The organism is Paenibacillus vortex V453 (assembly GCF_000193415.1).
GTDB lineage: Bacteria > Bacillota > Bacilli > Paenibacillales > Paenibacillaceae > Paenibacillus_AQ > Paenibacillus_AQ glucanolyticus.
The window spans coordinates 199,141-217,417 of sequence record NZ_ADHJ01000037.1 but is presented as its reverse complement, the minus strand read 5'-3'; the positions used below and the strand labels follow the sequence as shown (position 1 = coordinate 217,417).

Annotated in this window: 17 protein-coding genes and 1 pseudogene; 16 read left to right on the top strand and 2 right to left on the bottom strand. The window is 49.4% G+C overall.

The genetic code is table 11. The features are described 5' to 3' along the window. The first annotated feature begins 48 nt into the window (after window positions 1-48). Together fucU and PVOR_RS32055 are read left to right on the top strand one after the other, a co-directional pair. On the top strand, window positions 49-477 hold the full coding sequence (fucU, locus tag PVOR_RS18780) for an L-fucose mutarotase (protein WP_006211021.1): 429 nt from the start codon (window positions 49-51) through the stop codon (window positions 475-477). Between the two features lie 120 nt (window positions 478-597). Beyond that, window positions 598-722, top strand: a pseudogene (locus tag PVOR_RS32055) (transposase); the annotation flags it as partial. 131 nt (window positions 723-853) lie between these two features. Here PVOR_RS32055 and PVOR_RS18775 read toward each other — a convergent pair. Next, the gene (locus tag PVOR_RS18775; RefSeq protein ID WP_006211020.1) at window positions 854-1,165 is read right to left on the bottom strand and encodes a YbjQ family protein; all 312 of its coding nucleotides are present in this window, start codon (window positions 1,163-1,165) and stop codon (window positions 854-856) included. A 956-nt stretch (window positions 1,166-2,121) separates the two neighbouring features. On the opposite strand from PVOR_RS18775, the gene PVOR_RS18765 reads away from it, so the two are divergent. The 5 genes from PVOR_RS18765 to PVOR_RS18745 all read left to right on the top strand — a co-directional run bounded on the left by PVOR_RS18765 (window position 2,122) and on the right by PVOR_RS18745 (window position 7,355). Beyond that, window positions 2,122-2,646, top strand: coding sequence for a MauE/DoxX family redox-associated membrane protein (locus PVOR_RS18765; protein WP_006211018.1), 525 nt, complete (start codon window positions 2,122-2,124; stop codon window positions 2,644-2,646). A 3-nt stretch (window positions 2,647-2,649) separates the two neighbouring features. After that, window positions 2,650-3,234 carry a hypothetical protein gene (locus PVOR_RS18760; protein WP_006211017.1) on the top strand — a complete coding sequence of 195 codons (585 nt, stop codon included), beginning with the start codon at window positions 2,650-2,652 and terminating at the stop codon, window positions 3,232-3,234. A 28-nt stretch (window positions 3,235-3,262) separates the two neighbouring features. After that, window positions 3,263-5,041: an ABC transporter ATP-binding protein gene (locus PVOR_RS18755; RefSeq protein WP_006211016.1), complete on the top strand. Its 1,779-nt coding sequence runs from the start codon at window positions 3,263-3,265 to the stop codon at window positions 5,039-5,041. Window positions 5,042-5,311: 270 nt separating this feature from the next. Further along, complete coding sequence (locus tag PVOR_RS18750; protein WP_006211015.1) at window positions 5,312-6,802, top strand: amidase family protein; 1,491 nt, start codon at window positions 5,312-5,314, stop codon at window positions 6,800-6,802. Between the two features lie 19 nt (window positions 6,803-6,821). Continuing rightward, window positions 6,822-7,355, top strand: a complete 534-nt coding sequence (locus tag PVOR_RS18745; protein WP_006211014.1) for a hypothetical protein — start codon at window positions 6,822-6,824, stop codon at window positions 7,353-7,355. 198 nt (window positions 7,356-7,553) lie between these two features. On the opposite strand, the gene PVOR_RS18740 is transcribed toward PVOR_RS18745, so the two are convergent. Continuing rightward, window positions 7,554-7,835, bottom strand: a complete 282-nt coding sequence (locus PVOR_RS18740; protein WP_006211013.1) for a CD3324 family protein — start codon at window positions 7,833-7,835, stop codon at window positions 7,554-7,556. A 431-nt stretch (window positions 7,836-8,266) separates the two neighbouring features. Between PVOR_RS18740 and PVOR_RS18735 the strand changes: the two genes are divergently transcribed. From PVOR_RS18735 to PVOR_RS18700, 9 genes are all read left to right on the top strand, one after another. Then, entirely contained in the window at window positions 8,267-9,970 is a 1,704-nt protein-coding gene (locus tag PVOR_RS18735) for a GAF domain-containing sensor histidine kinase (protein ID WP_006211012.1), read from the top strand. After that, the gene (locus PVOR_RS18730) at window positions 9,967-10,635 is read left to right on the top strand and encodes a response regulator (RefSeq protein WP_006211011.1); all 669 of its coding nucleotides are present in this window, start codon (window positions 9,967-9,969) and stop codon (window positions 10,633-10,635) included. The genes PVOR_RS18735 and PVOR_RS18730 overlap by 4 nt, the downstream gene beginning before the upstream one ends. Window positions 10,636-10,806: 171 nt before the next feature. After that, window positions 10,807-11,367, top strand: a complete 561-nt coding sequence (locus tag PVOR_RS18725) for an NADPH-dependent FMN reductase (protein WP_006211010.1) — start codon at window positions 10,807-10,809, stop codon at window positions 11,365-11,367. Further along, entirely contained in the window at window positions 11,364-13,070 is a 1,707-nt protein-coding gene (locus PVOR_RS18720) for a VOC family protein (protein WP_006211009.1), read from the top strand. Before PVOR_RS18725 ends, PVOR_RS18720 begins: the two co-directional genes overlap by 4 nt. Window positions 13,071-13,180: 110 nt before the next feature. Then, window positions 13,181-13,723: an NADPH-dependent FMN reductase gene (locus tag PVOR_RS18715; RefSeq protein ID WP_006211008.1), complete on the top strand. Its 543-nt coding sequence runs from the start codon at window positions 13,181-13,183 to the stop codon at window positions 13,721-13,723. 117 nt (window positions 13,724-13,840) lie between these two features. After that, window positions 13,841-15,460, top strand: a complete 1,620-nt coding sequence (locus PVOR_RS18710) for a response regulator (protein WP_006211007.1) — start codon at window positions 13,841-13,843, stop codon at window positions 15,458-15,460. Continuing rightward, on the top strand, window positions 15,457-16,539 hold the full coding sequence (locus PVOR_RS32050; protein ID WP_234973022.1) for a cache domain-containing protein: 1,083 nt from the start codon (window positions 15,457-15,459) through the stop codon (window positions 16,537-16,539). Before PVOR_RS18710 ends, PVOR_RS32050 begins: the two co-directional genes overlap by 4 nt. After that, on the top strand, window positions 16,463-17,254 hold the full coding sequence (locus tag PVOR_RS32045) for a sensor histidine kinase (protein ID WP_234973021.1): 792 nt from the start codon (window positions 16,463-16,465) through the stop codon (window positions 17,252-17,254). Before PVOR_RS32050 ends, PVOR_RS32045 begins: the two co-directional genes overlap by 77 nt. After that, window positions 17,251-18,231, top strand: coding sequence for a substrate-binding domain-containing protein (locus PVOR_RS18700; protein WP_006211006.1), 981 nt, complete (start codon window positions 17,251-17,253; stop codon window positions 18,229-18,231). The genes PVOR_RS32045 and PVOR_RS18700 overlap by 4 nt, the downstream gene beginning before the upstream one ends. The last annotated feature ends 46 nt before the right edge of the window (window positions 18,232-18,277 follow it).

The following is an 18,277-nucleotide window of genomic DNA, read 5'->3' as shown; positions in this document are numbered from 1 at the left end:
GCTTGATGCGTTATTATTCTGTTGTTGCCATAGAAGGGGGCTCGTGCCATGTTAAAAGGAATATCCAATGTGATCTCCCCGGATCTGCTGAAGATCCTCATGGAAATGGGGCACGCGGATGAAATCGTGCTCGGCGACGCCAATTTCCCGGCAGCAAGTCATGCCCGGCGGTTGGTCCGGGCAGACGGACATGGTATCCCTGCGCTGCTGAGCGCCATATTGCCGCTGTTTCCTCTGGATACGTACGTTGAGTCCCCTGTTGCGCTGATGGCTGTCATGCCTGGCGATACGGTGCAGACACCGATCTGGGAGGAATACAGGGGGATCGTGAGGGAGTTTCATGCTGTGCATATGGACTTCAAGGAAATGGAGCGGTTTGCATTCTATGAACGGGCAAAAAATGCTTACGCGGTCGTCTCGACAGGCGAAAAAGCATTATATGCAAACATCATTCTGAAAAAAGGCGTTGTGATTTAATTGAGAATGCCAAACAGGTTAGGGGTTAAATTCCTCTGAGTCCTATACGAAGAAAACCCTTGATAAATCAAGGGTTTTCTTCTGAGTTTAGTCAGTTGAGCACGCGATAGCGTGCGAAATATGAAACCACTGTGCAAGTACCATATTGTGTTCACCCGACGTATAGACGGAAAGAGATCTGTAATCAAGTGAGAAAAGACTTGATCGAAATCTTCAAACGATTATGTGGATACAAGGGAGTAGAAAGGAAATGTATTGAGCAGCTTTCCAGTCTTGATCACGCCGTTTTTCAATTGCAGCTCGACTTATAGCATCAATCTTGCGATATGCCGATTACTGGCTGATTTGCGCCGTTCGTCGTCTGTTACAGGACCGGCTATATCACCACTGCTGTTCCGCTGACGGCCACCATCAGCATTCCCTCGCGAATGACTTCATAGTCGATGTCCACTGCTACAATGGCGTTGGCCCCCATCCGCTCAGCTTTATCTTTCATCTCGGCAAACGCTACATCTCTTGCCTCCTGCAGCTTGTTCTCGTATGCACCCGAGCGCCCGCCAACAAAATCGGTAATGGAGGCCAGAAAGTCCCTCACTACATTAGCGCCCATAATGACTTCGCCTGTCACAACGCTGATATACCTTTTAACCGGGTAACCTTCAATGGTAGATGTTGTTGTAATAATCATACGATCTTCCTTCTTTCAATTAGTTTTTTATAGCGATTACGAATAAAAATACCTTTTCCAGCGGGTGTTTTCTTCTATTACGCTGACAGAAGGGGATTGGTTGCATGAAGGGGGCAGGAAGACAATCCTACGATCGGAAATGCTTAATTTAAATTGCAAAGCAGGTGGCCTAAGAGGCCTCTGTTTCCTAATGTTTTTTGTAGGGGTTACGCAAACCAAGTCCGCATTGAAACCTTTTGTCATGTTCTTCTCGCATGGCGAAAGCTGGAATGGAGAATGGAGTATAAACGCCGTAAAAGATATGTAATTTATTGAATAAGGGATAATATTCTATTTATTTACTATAAGATATTATCCTTGTAAGAAATGATAAATATAGTATATTAATCATATCTTGCAAGCTAGTTAGTTAGATCAAGCTCCTCTTAAACAACCTCTGGATTTATTCACTAAACTATGCGCTTTACTAGACTGAACGACTCCCTACATCAAGCGGTTTACACATCTCAACACGGCTGCCAGAGCACCTTTCACATAAATGCACATGTATTTCATGGTTTGAAAGGAGGTGAAGATTAATGTGTATTCTTCGTCACACTTCTTGTAACACAACAGAGCAATGCGGACGTGACAAATTTGGCGTTCTTCTCGAAGTATGGGATTGCGGCAATGGTTCCGAAGCAAGATATAGCTGCGGCTGCTAATTTTTGAAAACGCATGCACTCATCGTATAAACAGCGGAACTTCTTGTTCCGCTGTTTATATTTCATGCGGAATCTACTATTTCATAACACTGTTGGAGAGTGAGGTATCGATTATGATTGCTGGTCCATTGCAGTATGGAAGAGAAGCCGTGAGCAGGCATGATGAGTACAGTCCGATGTCAGCAAGAATTCAATGTCATCAAATGGGTGCCTGGTCTCCCTGGCTGTCGGGAAGGAGAATGAACCGTGTCGATGACCGCGCTTGGTCTGCTGTCTCTTACCGTGATATTTGTGTTTTCGGGAGTGTCGAAACTGTTATCGTTACCGGATTTCAGGACAACGATAGAACGATTGCAGATGCCTGCAGGTCGCTCACCCATTGTACCTGTTCTCATATGCGCCGCTGAGATAGCGGCAGGGGCAGGTCTGCTGTTCTCAGGAAGCAGGATGTATGCGCAGATCGCGATTTTCATCATGCTGGCAGGGTTCGGATTCGCCGTTTATCAGGCAAAGGTTGTGCGGAAACAGGAGATTGTCTGCAGCTGCTTCGGCTCGTGGTCCAGTGAAACGCTCGGAATGAGCACGGTCGTCAAGATCGGGTTATTAGGATTGTTAAATGTGCTGCTATCGATCTTCTCTGAGTCTGTGGATTTCTGGAGCCTACCGGCACAAGAAGTGGTTCTCACCGTGCTGTCAGCCATCGGAGTTGCCGTTCTAGCCTTGGTCGTATTGAACTATTATACGCTAGCCCAATTGCACCCGAGGAGGGAGGAATAATCCATGGATTTGATTATTACCGTGCTTGTTATTCAATATGTACTCATATTCAGCTTGGCGTTCTTCGTAATTAAATTGTATCAACATGTTCGGAGTTTGAAGTCTCAGCCAGCGATAACCGATAAGGAGGAGCCGACAATCCCGAAGGAAGGGCTTGAGCTGGGGGTGGCGATTCCCCGTAAAACCTATATGAGTATGGGGGGAGAATCCGTGAATCTGTATGATGGCAAGTCCAAAATCATCTTGTTCACCATGAACAATTGCAATGCCTGCAAGGAAACCTATAGCGCCGTTAAAACATTCATTGCTTCGCATCCTGGGCTTCCCGTCACGTTATTTCTGTACGCACAGGATGCTGACGAGGCTGAAGAGATGGTCAACACCAATGAATTAGCAGATTTTCAGGTGGTATGGGCGGATCGGGCACTTATCGATTCGTATAAAGTGAACCGGTTTCCCTTTGCGTTTTACTTATCCGATGAGCAGGTTATCCTCAACAAAAGTGTCACCAATTACTTGCATCATTTTGAGCAAATGATGACACAGCTACCGCATGCAAAACCTTCAGCCTTTAACAAATCAGCTTAATCGTGAAGGAGGCTCAAGGCCATACACCATGAAATATGCAAACCTGATATTTGAGGTTATGAAGCAGGTGTACCGTGTTTCTCCACGCATGTTCTCAAGGGCCACTGTTATTTATCTGGCTCAGGCCTTCTTGCCTGTAGCACAGATCTATATTACGGCTCAAGTCATTAACGCTGTTACGGGTGTGCTGACCCGTGGTGAAACGCCTCTTAGCGCACTGTATTGGTTGGTTCTTCAGTTGACGGTCATATTGCTTGGAATCGCGCTGAGCTCCTTTCAAAAGTATACGGAACGCAAGATGAACGCGTATGTATCGTTCTGGTTTAATCTTCAAGTATCCGAAAAATTGAGCAAGCTTCCATTCTTGTTCTTTGAATCACCGGAAAGTTATGACAAGCTGCAGAGAGCACTTCGCAATCTGAGCATATGCGGCATTAACATGGTGTTCTACATATTCTCCATCATTCAGAGTGTCATTACGCTTGCGGGATTGCTTGTGCTGCTGTTCAGCTTCCATTACATATTGCCCATCGTGATGCTGCTTCTGATTATTCCGCTGCTGGTCATCCAGAAGAAGGAGGGGGCTTCCCGCTTTATAGTCATTCATCAGCAGACTGCTTCGTCAAGGATGGCGGTGTATATGAACCAGCTGCTGCAAACCAAGGAAGCGGCGAAGGAAATTCGCTTGTTTGATGCCAAGGATTTTTTACTGAGCAGATGGAGGGACATCTATTTCAAGAACACGTATGAAATGCTGGGTGTTGAGCGGAAAAATATGAAAAATCGCCTTGTGGTGGAGTCCGCGGTTACGATATTTTCATTTAGCATTCTGGCTGTATTCATATGGCTGGGCTCCCGCGTCAAATTGACGATTGGCAGCTATGTTGCACTCTATCAAGCGGTGCAGGATACGCGTTATTCCATACAGAATATTAGTCAGAACATGGGACAGATCTACCATGACGGTCTGTTCATTCATGAATTGTTTGAGTTTCTGGATACGCCCGTACCACAGCAAAGCAAAGAACTGCCGATGGCCGGGCAGCTGTTTCAAGGCATTGAAGTGGATCGTGTTTCTTTTCGTTATCCGAGCCAGGAACGGAATATCCTTGACGATCTGTCCATTCGCATAAAGCCTGGTGAAAAGGTAGCCATCGTGGGTGAAAACGGTGCGGGTAAGAGCACCCTTGTCAAGGTTATGCTGGGGTTGTATGAGCCAACCAGCGGTGAGGTGCGTTACAATAACATCCCGATTCATGATTATGATCCCACGAGCTTCCGCAGTAAAGTGACGGCAGTGTTTCAGGATTTCTACCGATATGAATTGACCCTTGGAGCGAACATCACGTTGCAGGAGAGTGAGACGGATGATTGGAAAAGCGAGCGCCAATTGACTCATGCCATCGATAAGGCATCGATGACCTCGCTGGTCAATTCACTCCGTGATGGGGTGTCAACACAGCTGGGCACGCGTTTCTCGGGCGGGCGTGAACTGTCGCAGGGACAATGGCAGAAGGTAGCGATTGCCCGCGCATTTTACCGGGATTTCGAGGTGATCTATCTGGACGAGCCTACGGCTGCGGTAGATCCGCTCACGGAGTCTGCTATATTTGAGAACCTGATGTCCATAACGGAAGGGAAAACCGCCATCTTCATATCTCACCGGCTGGGCAGCTGCCGACAAGCGGATCGTATTCTGGTCCTTAAGGATGGAAGGATCGTTGAAGAGGGAAGGCATGAGGAGTTAATTGAGCAGGACGCGCATTATGCCGAGATGTTTAACAAACAGGCACAGTGGTACCGGTAGCACCCGGTTTCCTAACGAAAGCGAGCTGATCAAGGGTTTATTCTTGGTCGGCTTGTTTGTTGTTTGGGAACAACATCATGGGATGTACGATACTATACAAGTATAAAGTATGGATCGAAAGGATTGAAATACTCCGATATTAGAGGGATTTTGCTTCCGAATCTCGAAATTAAAACGGATACGAGCAGTCTGGAGGCTAGAATATGAAAATGTAATCCCCGTTATCTATGGCAAGTTCAAAACGATGAATCAGGGGGAGAGTATAGGATTATGGATAAAAAAACATGGATTGTGGAAGCAACCATTTCGGATATGCAGGATGCATTGAAACAAGGCTGGATCACTTCAGTGGAGCTGGTTCAATTGTACCTGGAGCGGATCGAGCTGTACGACGGACAGCTTCACTCGATTCTGGAGGTGAACCCGGACGCGCTGCAGATCGCCAAGGACCTGGATCAGGAACGCAGCGTCAAGAAAGTCAGGGGAATGCTGCACGGAATTCCAGTTCTGCTGAAAGATAACATAGACACAGGAGACAAGCTGCATACAAGCGCCGGCTCTATCTCGCTTGCGGACTCTTATGCAGCCAAGGACTCCTTCGTTGCAGAGAAGCTGCGCCAGGCTGGTGCCGTCATTCTTGGAAAGACCAACATGACCGAATGGGCCAACTTCATGTCAGCCTCCATGTGGGCTGGGTATAGCTCGAGAAAAGGACTTACCTTAAATCCATATGGTCCGGGTGAATTGTTTATTGGAGGTTCAAGCTCCGGTTCCGGTGCAGCGGTAGCGGCGAATTTGGCCGCGGCGGCTATCGGGACGGAAACCTCGGGATCGATTATCAGCCCATCCAGCCAGAATAGTCTGGTTGGAATTAAACCGACAATGGGTCTGGTTAGCCGCTCGGGTATCATCCCGATCACCTATACGCAGGATACAGCAGGCCCAATGGCCAGAACTGTCGCGGATGCCGCTATTCTGCTTGGTGCCATCACGGGGGCTGATGACCAGGACGAAGCCACGAACATAGATCCTCAGCATCGGATCAAGGATTACACCGAATTTCTGGATGCTGGATATCTGAAGCAGGCCAGAATCGGGATTCCCCGACACTACTATAAGCATCTCGATCGGGATAGACTAGACATTGTAGAATCCGCCATTCAAGTGCTGCGGGAGCAGGGAGCTGTCATAATCGACCCGGTCGATCTGCCATGCCAGAATACGAAGTGGGATGCCAATGTCCTCCGCTATGAGTTTAAGAAGTACGTGAATGATTATTTGGTAAATGTGGATTCTTCGCTGCCGGTTCACTCATTGGCCGACGTAATCGCTTATAATGAGGCACATGCCGACAGGGCCCAGAAATATGGTCAGGGCACGCTGATTTGGGCCGAGGAAACCAGCGGTACATTGACCGAGCAAGAGTACCTCGAGAGCAGACAGAAGAACAGGGAGATGGCAGGGACCCGGGGCATTGACCAGGTTTTGCAGGAGTTCCAGCTGGATGCCTTGCTGTTCCTGGGTAATGAATATGGACCGGATCTGGCAGCCAGAGCAGGCTATCCTTCGATTACCGTTCCTGGAGGTTACGCGGAGAATGGCGTCATTGCTCCGGGCGGTTACATGACGAAGGGCCCTCAGGGCATTACCTTCATCGGAACGGCTTATAGTGAGCCCGTGCTAATCAAGCTGGCCTATGGCTTTGAACAGGCGACGCGACATCGCGTAGCGCCAAAGCTTTCATCCCAGTCATCAGAGTAAAGAGAGGTGAAGCTCCATCATGCCGCGCAATTTGGTGCATGTTCCTTACGGCTACGAACCCCCGAAGCCGGCAACCAAGGGAACATTAATATTTTACGACTCCTTCGAACAGGTGCAGGAGGATCTGGAGCAGGCTGTAGCCATTCTGGAAGAACGGGCGTTTTCAAAATTGGTGCTGTATCCGCTGCATGAAGAGACGGTAAGACGGATGTTCAAGGAGCCGGTGAGTCCTTATTTCAAACGGGAGAAACGGCTTCAGGAATGGGTCGGGGAGCGTGAAGACTCCTCGGTTGTAATTGAAGCTTTCGAGTCGAAACGAAAAAAGTACACGCCAATCGATACTGCGCTTCGTCATCTGGTCGAGAAATACGGAAGACCGCATTTTCTTGTTTTGACGCCTGAGGTGGCTAATGTGTTTGCGTCTTTTTCTTCATTTGAGGAATGGATTGTGAAGCTGAGGCTGATTCTGTTGTCCGAGCCTCCATACTTGCATCCGAGATTGGAGAAATTCCGCCATCGATGGGATATAGCGGGTGAGCCGCAGGAAGGATAGTTGGACATGAAGATGCCCGGCCGTAGACAATCTACAGCCGGGCATTCTTTTTTCTATGTAGTCGAATCTCGAATTCCGATATACGGTTCAACACAAGCCAGGCTCCACGCCAGTTTAGCCTGAGTCACATGAAAAGGACTGCACCCCTGGGGAACAGTCCTATGTTAATCCGCATGCAGTCCGTTAAGCCTCATCGCTTTAGGTCCCTACGCGGGTAAGTTTGCTTATGATCTTGCGCACGCTTTCTCCTGACAGGAAGTAGGTCCGTTCCAGTTCTTCAATAGACCTTCCTTTGCAGTAAGCGCGATACATTTCTTTGTTGCGACTTTCGATGCGTTGTTTGGAACCGCTTAACTCTCCCCAGCCGGCTCTTTGCTCGCTCTGTTTCGGTATGTAGAGTAATTCTCCATCTATATACTGTTGAATTTGCTGCAGCAGCTCGGGGGGAAGCACTTCTCTTCCGTTCTTGTAATGGCCCATCGATGCCCTCCTCTTTCTGTATACATATTTAAGCTATCGCTGAGTTTCAAAACAATTGCATTGATCATGCTTGCCCTCCTCCTTTCGTGAAATTAGTTTTTTAGGATTTTTTTTGGATTTTAAAATAGATATAGGGAGCCCGCAGCGGGCTCCCATTTAACGGATATTCGCTTTACGCGAATACCACCTCACGGATCTGAATCATTTCAATCAGCCTCCTTTCAGCTCATTTCGTCGGCCCGACTTCTATATTAAGCCATATGTAGGTGGAATTATGCAAGAGATAAAACAATATTAATTGTTTTTTACCAAAATTAATGGGGTGAAGTATCGGGCTGGCTGAGGATGCTGGATGAGGGATTGGATGGTATGTGACTGGATTATATAATATAGTTACTTCAGAATGCAAAAAAAAGAAGGAGTTCTCGTGTATGTCCAATCAGGATCCGCATATTCAGGAATTGATTACGCTGAAGACGATCGCAGAAACCTTGAACGAATCCAATGAGCTGACCCCGATGCTGGATGTTGTCATAGGCAAGCTGTTGGAGCTGACAGGACTTACGACCGGCTGGCTGTTCCTTGTGAATGAGCGGGGAACGTATGAATTTGTTGCGAATCGAAATCTGCCGCCTGCACTGAGCCGGGAGGATAACGAGCCTATGAGATGCGGCAGCTGCTGGTGCTTGGAGCGCTACGATGATGGACGCCTGAAGAATGCAGTCAACATTCTAAATTGCAAACGTCTGGATAACGCGGTTCGATATCAGTGGGGTGACACGGAAGGCATTACCCACCATGCAACGGTTCCGCTGCGATCCGGCAGCCGCAGGTTCGGTGTGCTGAATGTGGCTGCGCCCGGGAAGCTGCATTTCTCCAAAGAGGAATTGGCGCTGCTGGAGTCGGTTGCATATCAGATTGGCAGCGCCATTGAGCGCATGCGGCTGTACGCGGCCGAGCAGCGTCGAGCGGATTTGTTCGTCCGGCTCGGGGAATACAGCAGCGCTCTCGGTGCCTATGCTTCACAAGCCGTTAACCGGGCTGAGTTAACAGAGCAGGTGATGAGTTTAATGGGCCGATATTTTGATTGGCCGGTCGTCGCGCTGCTGGAGCCGCTTGAAAAGGAAATCACACTCCGGGCACTATACAGCGAGGGAAAAACAACGCTGCCCCATGCCAAATTTCCACTCGCCGAGATGGCACGTCCCCACCCTAACGATAGGAAGCGCTCAGGAGGAGATCCGGTCTGCGCAGAAGATGCGCAGCGGCTGGCAGACCAGCTCGTTCAGGAAGGCTGGGTCTCATCCCTGACCCGTGCTGTGGCTACCCCTGTCACTGTCGCCGGAGACTCTTCACTCGGCCTGCTTCTGGTGGGTTATGATCAATACGGCGATCAGTACCGGGCGGATATCGAAGTAATCGAGGCTTTGGCTGAACATATTGGCTTGACCCTTCAGCGTGTCCGCCTCGAGGAGAACCGGCGAGAGCTTACCCGGATGGATGAACGAAACCGCCTCGCACGCGACCTGCACGACTCGGTAAGCCAAACCTTATTCTCGCTGGTGATGATGTCCAGGGGAGTGGGCGGTATGCTTGCAGCGGAATCCAATGATCAATCAAGCTTGCTGCAGGACACGATTCACGACATACAGTCGTTATCACAAAGCGCCCTCAAGGAAATGCGGGAGCTGATTATGCAGCTTCGTCCGCCAGGGCTTGAGGAAGGGCTTGTGACAGGTCTGAAGCAATACGGCGAACGATTGAAGCTTCATGTGCGTTCACATATCAGCGGTATTCACGAGCTGCCGAGGCTAATAGAAGAAGCCTTATGGAGGATCGGCCAAGAGGCGCTCAACAATGTAAGCAAGCATGCGGATACGAAGGAAGTTACGGTAGCTTTAACCCTGCATGATGGTGAAGTGGAACTTCGGATTGAAGATCGCGGGCGAGGCATTACCAAACAACGATTGAGCGAGCTCACAAGACACTCCATTGGACTGTCCAGCATGCGGGAACGAGCCGAATCACTGGGAGGACAATTCCGTCTATATAGTGTGTACAGAGGAGGAACCATCATTGAGGTTACGCTGCCCTTGATGTTGAAATCAACAGAGAATGGAGGTGATATGCGATGATCAGATTGTTAATTGCTGACGATCACGCCATGGTACGCCGGGGACTGCAGGTTTTTCTGGCTACGCAGCCGGATATCGAAATGGTGGGTGAAGCCGCCAATGGCGAGGAGACCTTGGAACGGGTGGTTCATCTCAAGCCGGATGTTGTTTTAATGGATCTGAACATGCCTGTGCTGAATGGAATCGACACGACCGCACGGCTGAAAAAAGAACAGCCTCACATTAAAGTGATTGTACTGACCTCTTTTGTCGATTACGACCATGTTCTGCCCGCCATTCGGGCAGGCGCACGAGGCTATCTCTTGAAGGATATTGAACCGGAGGAGCTGGTAGCTGCCATCAGACGCGTATTCCAAGGCATGGTCGAGCTGCATCCGGATGCAGCAGGACTGTTAATGACACACGTTACATTACCCGAAGGAGCGGAGTCGTCCAGCGGGCCAGGCAGGCAGGAAGAAGCTGTGCAGGAGCTGGATAAACTCACCCGCCGGGAGCAGGAAGTGCTGCAGCTGATCGCTTCGGGCATGAACAACAGAGAAATCAGCGAAGCGCTGTATATTACCGAGAAGACAGTCAAGACCCATGTCAGCCATCTGCTTGATAAGCTGGGTGTCGCCGACCGGACTCAGGCGGCCATCTATGCGCTCAAGCACGGAATCGTATAAAAGTTTACTTTACATAGTGATCGTATCTAAGACTATAGTTGTAGAGCCCTCAGCCAAAGGTTTGAGGGTTTTTGCACGTGAAATCACTCCTTGTGATGACGAATTCCATGGCTTGCCTCCTATACAATGTACTTAACAAATCACTCGACAACCTAAAAGGGAGGCAGTGCTATGAAAATCGTGATGATCACAGGCAGCAATCGCAAGGAAGCAACCAGTACCGTTTTGGCAAAAGCTTTGGAGGGGCAATTGAGGCGGTTGTTCGTGGAAGTAAACCTGTTCAATCTGTATGAAAGCCCGGTTCCGTTCTATTCGCCGGACGAAATATTCAACCGTCATGAGGGCGTGCGTGAGCTGCAGCGGCTGTTAATGGAGGCAGACGGCATTATTTTGACAACTCCCGAATATCACGGTGGAATGAGCGGGGTGCTTAAGAACGCGCTGGATCATATGGGACAGATGCATTTCTCAGGCAAGCCGGTTCTATCCGTAAGCTCGGCGGGCGGCGCAGTAGGTGTGAGTTCACTGCAGCAAATGCAGGCTACCATTCGCAATCTGCATGGAATTAACAGTCCGGAATGGATCTCCATTGGTGGCTCTCAGCGTGCCATTTATGAAAACGAATCGGCAGAAGGTACAATTGTGCTGGATTACCGTGCCAAGGAAGCCCTTTCCATCTTTATGGAGCTGGTCAAGAAAGTCAGCGGTAAAGAGGAGGCTTTTCCATCGTGATTACACATTTTGCCGGATTGAAATTGAAGACCCTATCCATTCAGGGGGTGAAGCAGTTCTATCATGGACTGCTTCACTTCCCCATCACGCGGGAAAATGAGGTCGAGATCGAATTTCAGCCTACACCTGATTTTTCGCTTGTATTCGAAGAAGTGTTCGAACCCTTATCCCCGGTTCATATCGCGTTTGAAGTCTCCTATTCCCGCTTCAACTCTACGATTCAGCAGCTCGCAGAGCAGCTGCCACTGCTGCAATGGCCCGACGGCGAGGTGGTTGAATGGTTTGATTCCGGTGTGAACGCGTATTTCAAAGACGGCGATGGCAATCTGCTTGAATTTATAGCCCATCACGACTTGAAAGAAGGGGTTCTGACTCCGAATGGCCCTTACGGTGTCCTGTATTTGCGGGAAGTGGGATTGCCTGTAGAGGATCCGGTAGCCGCTAGATTATGGATGAAACGGACGTTGGGATTAACGATTGCCAAGGACTCGGAGCAGTTTGCATTTGTTATTGGGGGAACGGCCCATGCGGTCGTCGTGTCTACCAAGCGCAAATGGATTCCAATCGCGATGTATGCGCTGGCACCGTCGTTAGATTTAACTTATGGGGTTACGGATGATCGCTTTCTGGATCGGGTTCGCTCCTCATTGGATCGCCGGATCATCGTGTCGGATAACGAAAATGGTCTGCAGTTTAGAATGTATGGCTACAATATTCGTTTGAAGAAAACGAGTTTGCCCAAGGATATTGCATCCAGGCTGAATTTGCCGGACACGAGTGAAGGGAAGGGAGACGACATGGACATCAGCGACCAATATTTGGAGGATGGACTCACGGCACTAAGCCGCGGGGGTGAGGTGGGTTGGTTTGAAGGACATGTCGGCGGGGCGTATCTGGCGGCTTATTACATGCAGAAGGAGCATGATCTTCCGCAGGACGTGCGGCAGGGGCTGGCCGCCAATTGCCGGCACTTGCGCAGTCAGCATGAGGATTGGTTTGAGCCCTATCCATCGGAGCTGGCTAAGCCTGAATTAATGGATCAATTGGTAGAAGGATTGCTGCCGAACCTGACAAATCTGAGCACCTCCGGGCATGGGGTGACCCTCGGAGTCCTCGGCCTTAAAGCGCTGCGGGACCGGCCGGATCTGCTGACTCCGTCTATCGTCAGGGGCCTGCTCAAGCTGATGGAAGATGCAGCGCATGAGCATAAGCTTGCCAGGTATTATGGGATTGAGGATTATACCCGGCAAAGTCTGCCGGAACTCTCGTTCAATGACATACCACCTTACCAGGATGCGTCTGACTTGGCCTCCCGTGCCCTATCGGAGCTGCAGCTGGTGCTGCCGGATCAGCATTATGAGGGCAAGTATTACTTTTTTGCAGGAGAGCTTGAACACGGCATTACGCATGCCCATGCGCTTATTGAACTGGAAAGGCTCGGATACACCCAGCTGGCCAGGCTGGGTCAAGGCAACCACCAGCGGCAGACGATATTGAACCGTCTGAGACCGCAAGAACTCGCGCATCAGGAAATTAAGGTATCGGATGAAGCTTCGATCATGGATTCGTCCTATTGGAGCGGGCTCTATGAAGATCCTCACGCAATCAAAGTGCCCTACGCTGCACTGGCGCTCCTATCCCCTATGTGCCGCAAGGTCGAAGAGTGGAGCTGGAGCGCGATGTGTGTAAACTGCTCTCTTTGATGAAGTAGGACGAAGGTTATTTTGACAATGGTAAAATATGGTGTTAGGCTGAATAGAGTTGTCTAGAATCTGAAACATTTGTGCTTAAGGCATAAGAATTGGAGGGTATCATGAAGGTTGCAATTGTGGTAGGAAGCATCAGAAAACAGTCGTACAATATGAAGCTTGCGGAATATTTGAAGCTCCGTTATGCCGATCAGATTACATTCGAGATCGTTGGCATTCGCGATTTGCCGCATTACGATCAGGATGTGGAGCTGGATCCGCCTGCGGTGGTCAAAGATTTCAAGGAGCGGATTGCAGCAGCTGATGCTGTGTTATGGATAACGCCGGAGTACAACTACTCCATACCTGGCGTGCTTAAGAATGCACTGGATTGGTTATCCCGCGTCGATAAGGTCATGAACGGGAAGCCGTCCTGGATCATGGGGGCATCGATGGGTCAGCTTGGCACGGTTCGTGCTCAAGAGCATCTTCGGGATATCCTTTTTTCCGTCGGCATTACGTCACCGCTGCTTCCCAATAATGAAGTATATATCGGTGCGGTACATGAGAAGATGGATGAGACCGGTAAGCTGATCCATGAACCGACGATTGGTTTCATCGATATCGTGGTGAACAACTTCATAAACTGGATGAACTCCCGCAAATAATGTTAACGTATGAAGCCCTTTGGCAGTTGCCTGCCGAGGGGCTTTTCCTGTATATTCTCCTCATATCCATGAAATGTGAAAGAAAGGCGAATTTGCTTCGGACGGGGGAGGCTTCGATTGTATACAATCCTTATTGTGGACGATGAACCGATTGTGAGGGAAGGAATTCGAAACCGGATTCCGTGGGCAGAGCACGGCTTTGAATGTATTGGAGATTGCGAGAACGGCCGTGATGCATTGGAAGCTGTGAACCGGCTTCAACCGGACGTCGTGTTGACGGATATTCATATGCCGTATATGGATGGTCTGGAATTATCCCGACATATTACGCAGCAGCACCCCAAGACCAAAATTATCATTTTGACCGGGTTTGACGATTTTGAATACGCCCAGCAGGCCGTGAAGCTGCAGGTGACGGATTTTATTTTGAAACCGGTTACATCCGCGGAGTTAAGAGAACTGCTGGATAAACTGAAGCTGGAAATGGATGAAGAGCGCGGACATGCAGAGCACCTGAAAAAACTCCGGCAGCAGTTGAACGAAAGCCTGGTTCTCCTCAAGGAACGTTTCCTGGAGCGACTGGCAACATCTCCGATGAAAATCACGGAGATTGAGAACAAGCTGACGTATTTTGAAATTCCACTCCATGGCCCGTGTTATATAGCCATGCTGGCGGATATGGATGAACTCCGTTCTGATGAAGGGTGTGTGGATCATGAGCTGCACGCTTTTGCCTTATACAATATCACTCAGGAGATATTAGCGGAGGAGCCGGGAGCAGCGGTCTTTCGGTATAAGGAGAATAAAGTCATGACTATTCTGTCCGGTCTTGGCGAGGAAGAGCTGTACGCAAGGGCACAAGAGCTGGCAGAGGAAATTCGCGTGTCTACGAAACGATTTATGAAATTCACCGTTACCTTAGGAATAGGAACGATCTGCTATCAGCTTCATGCGATACGTTATTCCTGTCGTGCCTCAGAGGCTGCGCTGGAATATCGGCTCCTGATGGGCCATGATCAGGTGGTCAGCATTACGGATCTCGAAAAGCGGGAGACCAGCCCGCTGCATGACGGGAGTGAAAATGAAGCAGCCCTTATAGCCGCAATCCGTGCAGGAACTGCGAATGAAGTGGAGGCGTGCATCAAGCGTTTGATCAGCGAAATTGGAAGCGCTTCAATATCGATTGAGCTATGTTATGTGAGAATTGTACGGGTCATGCTGGCCGTACTTCAGACCCTAACGGAAATCGGCAGCAACGAGAATGAGTGGGTTGGCAAGGAAAAGAGGCTGCTATCCGATTTATACTCATTTCGTTCCCTCGATGAGATTGAGCGCTGGCTGCAAGAAGTGTGCGAGCAAGCTATACGGGACGTGGCCAAGACGAGGAAGGATATTACGCGTTCGCAGATGCTGGAAGCGGTGAATTTCATTCACCAACATTATGAGGATGCGCAGCTATCGATCAAGTCGGTATCCAGCCGAATCTTCATGAGCACAAGTTATTTCAGCTCCTTGTTCAAGGCTCATACGGGGAAGACCTTCGTTGAATATGTAACGGAAGTTCGAATGGAGAAAGCCAAAGAGCTGCTGAAGCATTCGCCGATGAGAACCTATGAAATTGCGGCAAGGTCCGGCTACCTGGACCCTCAATATTTTAGCGTGCTGTTTAAGAAGCATACCGGAGTTACCCCCACGGAATACCGGAACAAAATGACGATGGATGGAACAAACTCATGAAATCCTCGCAGCGGATCAAGAGCATTCAGTCCCGCATTGCCAGCTCGTTTGTGATGCTGGTGCTGTTTACGGCACTATTGCTTATTTTTATCTCCTATCGGTTATCCGAATCAGCTGTTCGCGAAACGGCGGAAAGTTATACCTCCGAGCTTATCAATCAAGTGAATGCGAACATCCAAACCTACATTACGGGCATGAAGGACATTTCGCTTGCGACCATGAACAACCCGAACGTGAGGGAATATCTTGCCTCTTCCGAGGAATTGCAGCCGGCTGAATTAGCCCAACTGAAAGCGAAAATATCGGAATATTTCCATTCCATCCGGGTCTCTCGCAAGGATATAGCTTCGATCAACATCTTCGGCGAGGGCGGGACCTTCATTTCCGATCGGACGAATGCAGAGTTAAATCCTTATATTGAGGTTTCCGAGCAGCCCTGGTATCGGCAGGCACAGGAAAACAAGGGGCAGACGGTCATATCGTCGTCGCATGTGCAGCCGGTCATCAAGGGAGAATACCGCTGGGTTGTATCGCTCAGCCGAGAGCTCAGCGGCATTACCCCTACCCAAGGGCTTGGAATCCTGCTGATTGACCTCAATTTCAAGGTCATCAACGACATGCTCAGCAAGCTCGATCTGGGCAACCGGGGTTATGTGTTTGTGATTGACAGCCAGGGGAGGATTGTATACCACCCTCAGCAGCAACTGCTCTACAGCAATCTGAAGACGGAGCGATTGGAACAGGTGCTTCAGGACAAGCAAGGGGGATTTGTTGTGAAGGAGGATGGTGCAAGCCGGATTTATAGCATTAAGGACACGGATTTCGGCTGGAAAATCGTCGGCGTCTTTTACGAGAATGAGCTGGTGGATAATAAGAAGCAAATGCAACTTTCTTTTGTCCGTAGCAGGATTGTTATGCCTCGGGTTAGGCGTGCTGTTCTCTGTTGTCATCTCCCGCAACCTGACCCGGCCTATCAAGAAGCTTCAGGAGAAAATGATGGAGGTGGAGAAGGGGAACTTCGATATCCGCGTTCCTGTCGGGCACTCCAGAGAAATCTCCGGCCTGGCCCGCAGCTTTAACGTGATGGTATCCAAGGTCAAAGAATTGATGAGGCAGATTATGGTCGAACAGGAGTTTAAGAGGAAAAGCGAATTGAATGCCCTTCAGGCCCAAATCAATCCCCACTTTCTGTACAATACACTCGACTCCATCATATGGATGGCCGAGAGCAAGAAGCATGATGAGGTTATTCTGATGACATCGGCTTTAGCTCGTCTCTTCCGGGCGTCACTAAGCAAGGGGAAGGAATTGATACCGATTGCCACGGAAATGGAACACATTACGAATTATTTAAAAATACAGCAGATGCGATATCAGGATAAAATCCGGTATACACTTGATATGGATCCGGAGCTTTATTCTTATCTCACGCTAAAAGTACTGCTGCAGCCGCTTGTGGAAAACGCTATCTATCATGGCATCAAGAACAAGGAAGGCCCGGGAACGATCACCATCACGGGTGCGCATGAAGACCATATGATCGTATTTCAAGTCATGGATGACGGCATCGGAATGGATGAGGCCAAGGTGGAGACCCTCTTAACGTCCAGTGGTGGGAACCAATCGAGGAATAGCGTTGGGATTGCGAATGTCCATCAGCGGATTCAGTTATATTTCGGTGCGGATTATGGCCTGAGTTATACAAGCGAGTCTGGTGCGGGGACGTGCGTAAAGCTGCTCATTCCGGCTATTCATGCGGAGGAACGGCGGGAAAAGGAGGGGGAACTGCCTTGAAGTCCTACTTGAGCATGCGTTATATTGTGATGCTGCTGATCCCTGCCTTGATAGTGGGTTATGCCATTCTTCAATGGTCTAAAGATGAACCCCGGCCCAAGAAGATCATTGTCGGCGTCAAAGCCGTGGAAGAGATCGAATTCTGGAGAGTGCTGATTGAAGGGGTAAACACGGCTTCGCGTGAATTCGGCGTGGACGTTTCGGTGGTAGGACCTCCTCGTGAAATTCAGGTTGACCTGCAAATCCAAATGCTGCAGGAAGCCATTAAGCAGCAGCCGGATGCCATCGTAATGGCCGCAGGCGATTATAACCGCTTGGTCCCCACTGTGGAGTCGATTCGAAAAGCAGGTATTCCGCTGATCATGATTGATTCTGCCGTAAATGGTGATTATGCACAGAGCCTGATCGCTACGGACAATTTCAATGCGGGGCAAAAGGCTGCTGTGGAGCTTGCTGAACGGCTTCCGGTAAATGCCAAGGTCGCTATCGTCAGTTTCGTTCAGGGCACCTCAACGCAGATCGAGCGGGAACAAGGAGTTCGAAGTATACTGGAGCAGCGTGAAGGCGCTGAGATTGTCGGCACCTATTACAGTGAGGGCATGGAGGAGAGGGCCTATGAAATCACGATGGAGCTCCTGCGGGAGCGGCCTGATTTGGATGGAATCGTAGGATTGAATGAGCCTTCCACGGTTGGGGCGGGCAGGGCGATTGGAGAACAGGGACTGGTCGGGAAGGTGAAACTCGTTGGTTTCGACAGCTCGATCAAGGAAGTGAAGCTGCTGGAAGAGGGAGTTCTCCAATCTACCATTGTTCAGAAGCCGTTTAGTATCGGTTACTTGGGGATAAAAACAGCCGTATCCCTTATCGAAGGGGATAAGGTGTCTCCTAATGTTTATACGGACTCCGTAATTATCAACAAGGACAATATGTATACCGAGGAAAATCAGAAGCTGCTCTTTCCCTTTGTGGAAGAGTAGCTTCTTTTTTTGAGCTTATGGATGGATCGTAGAATATTCAACATGG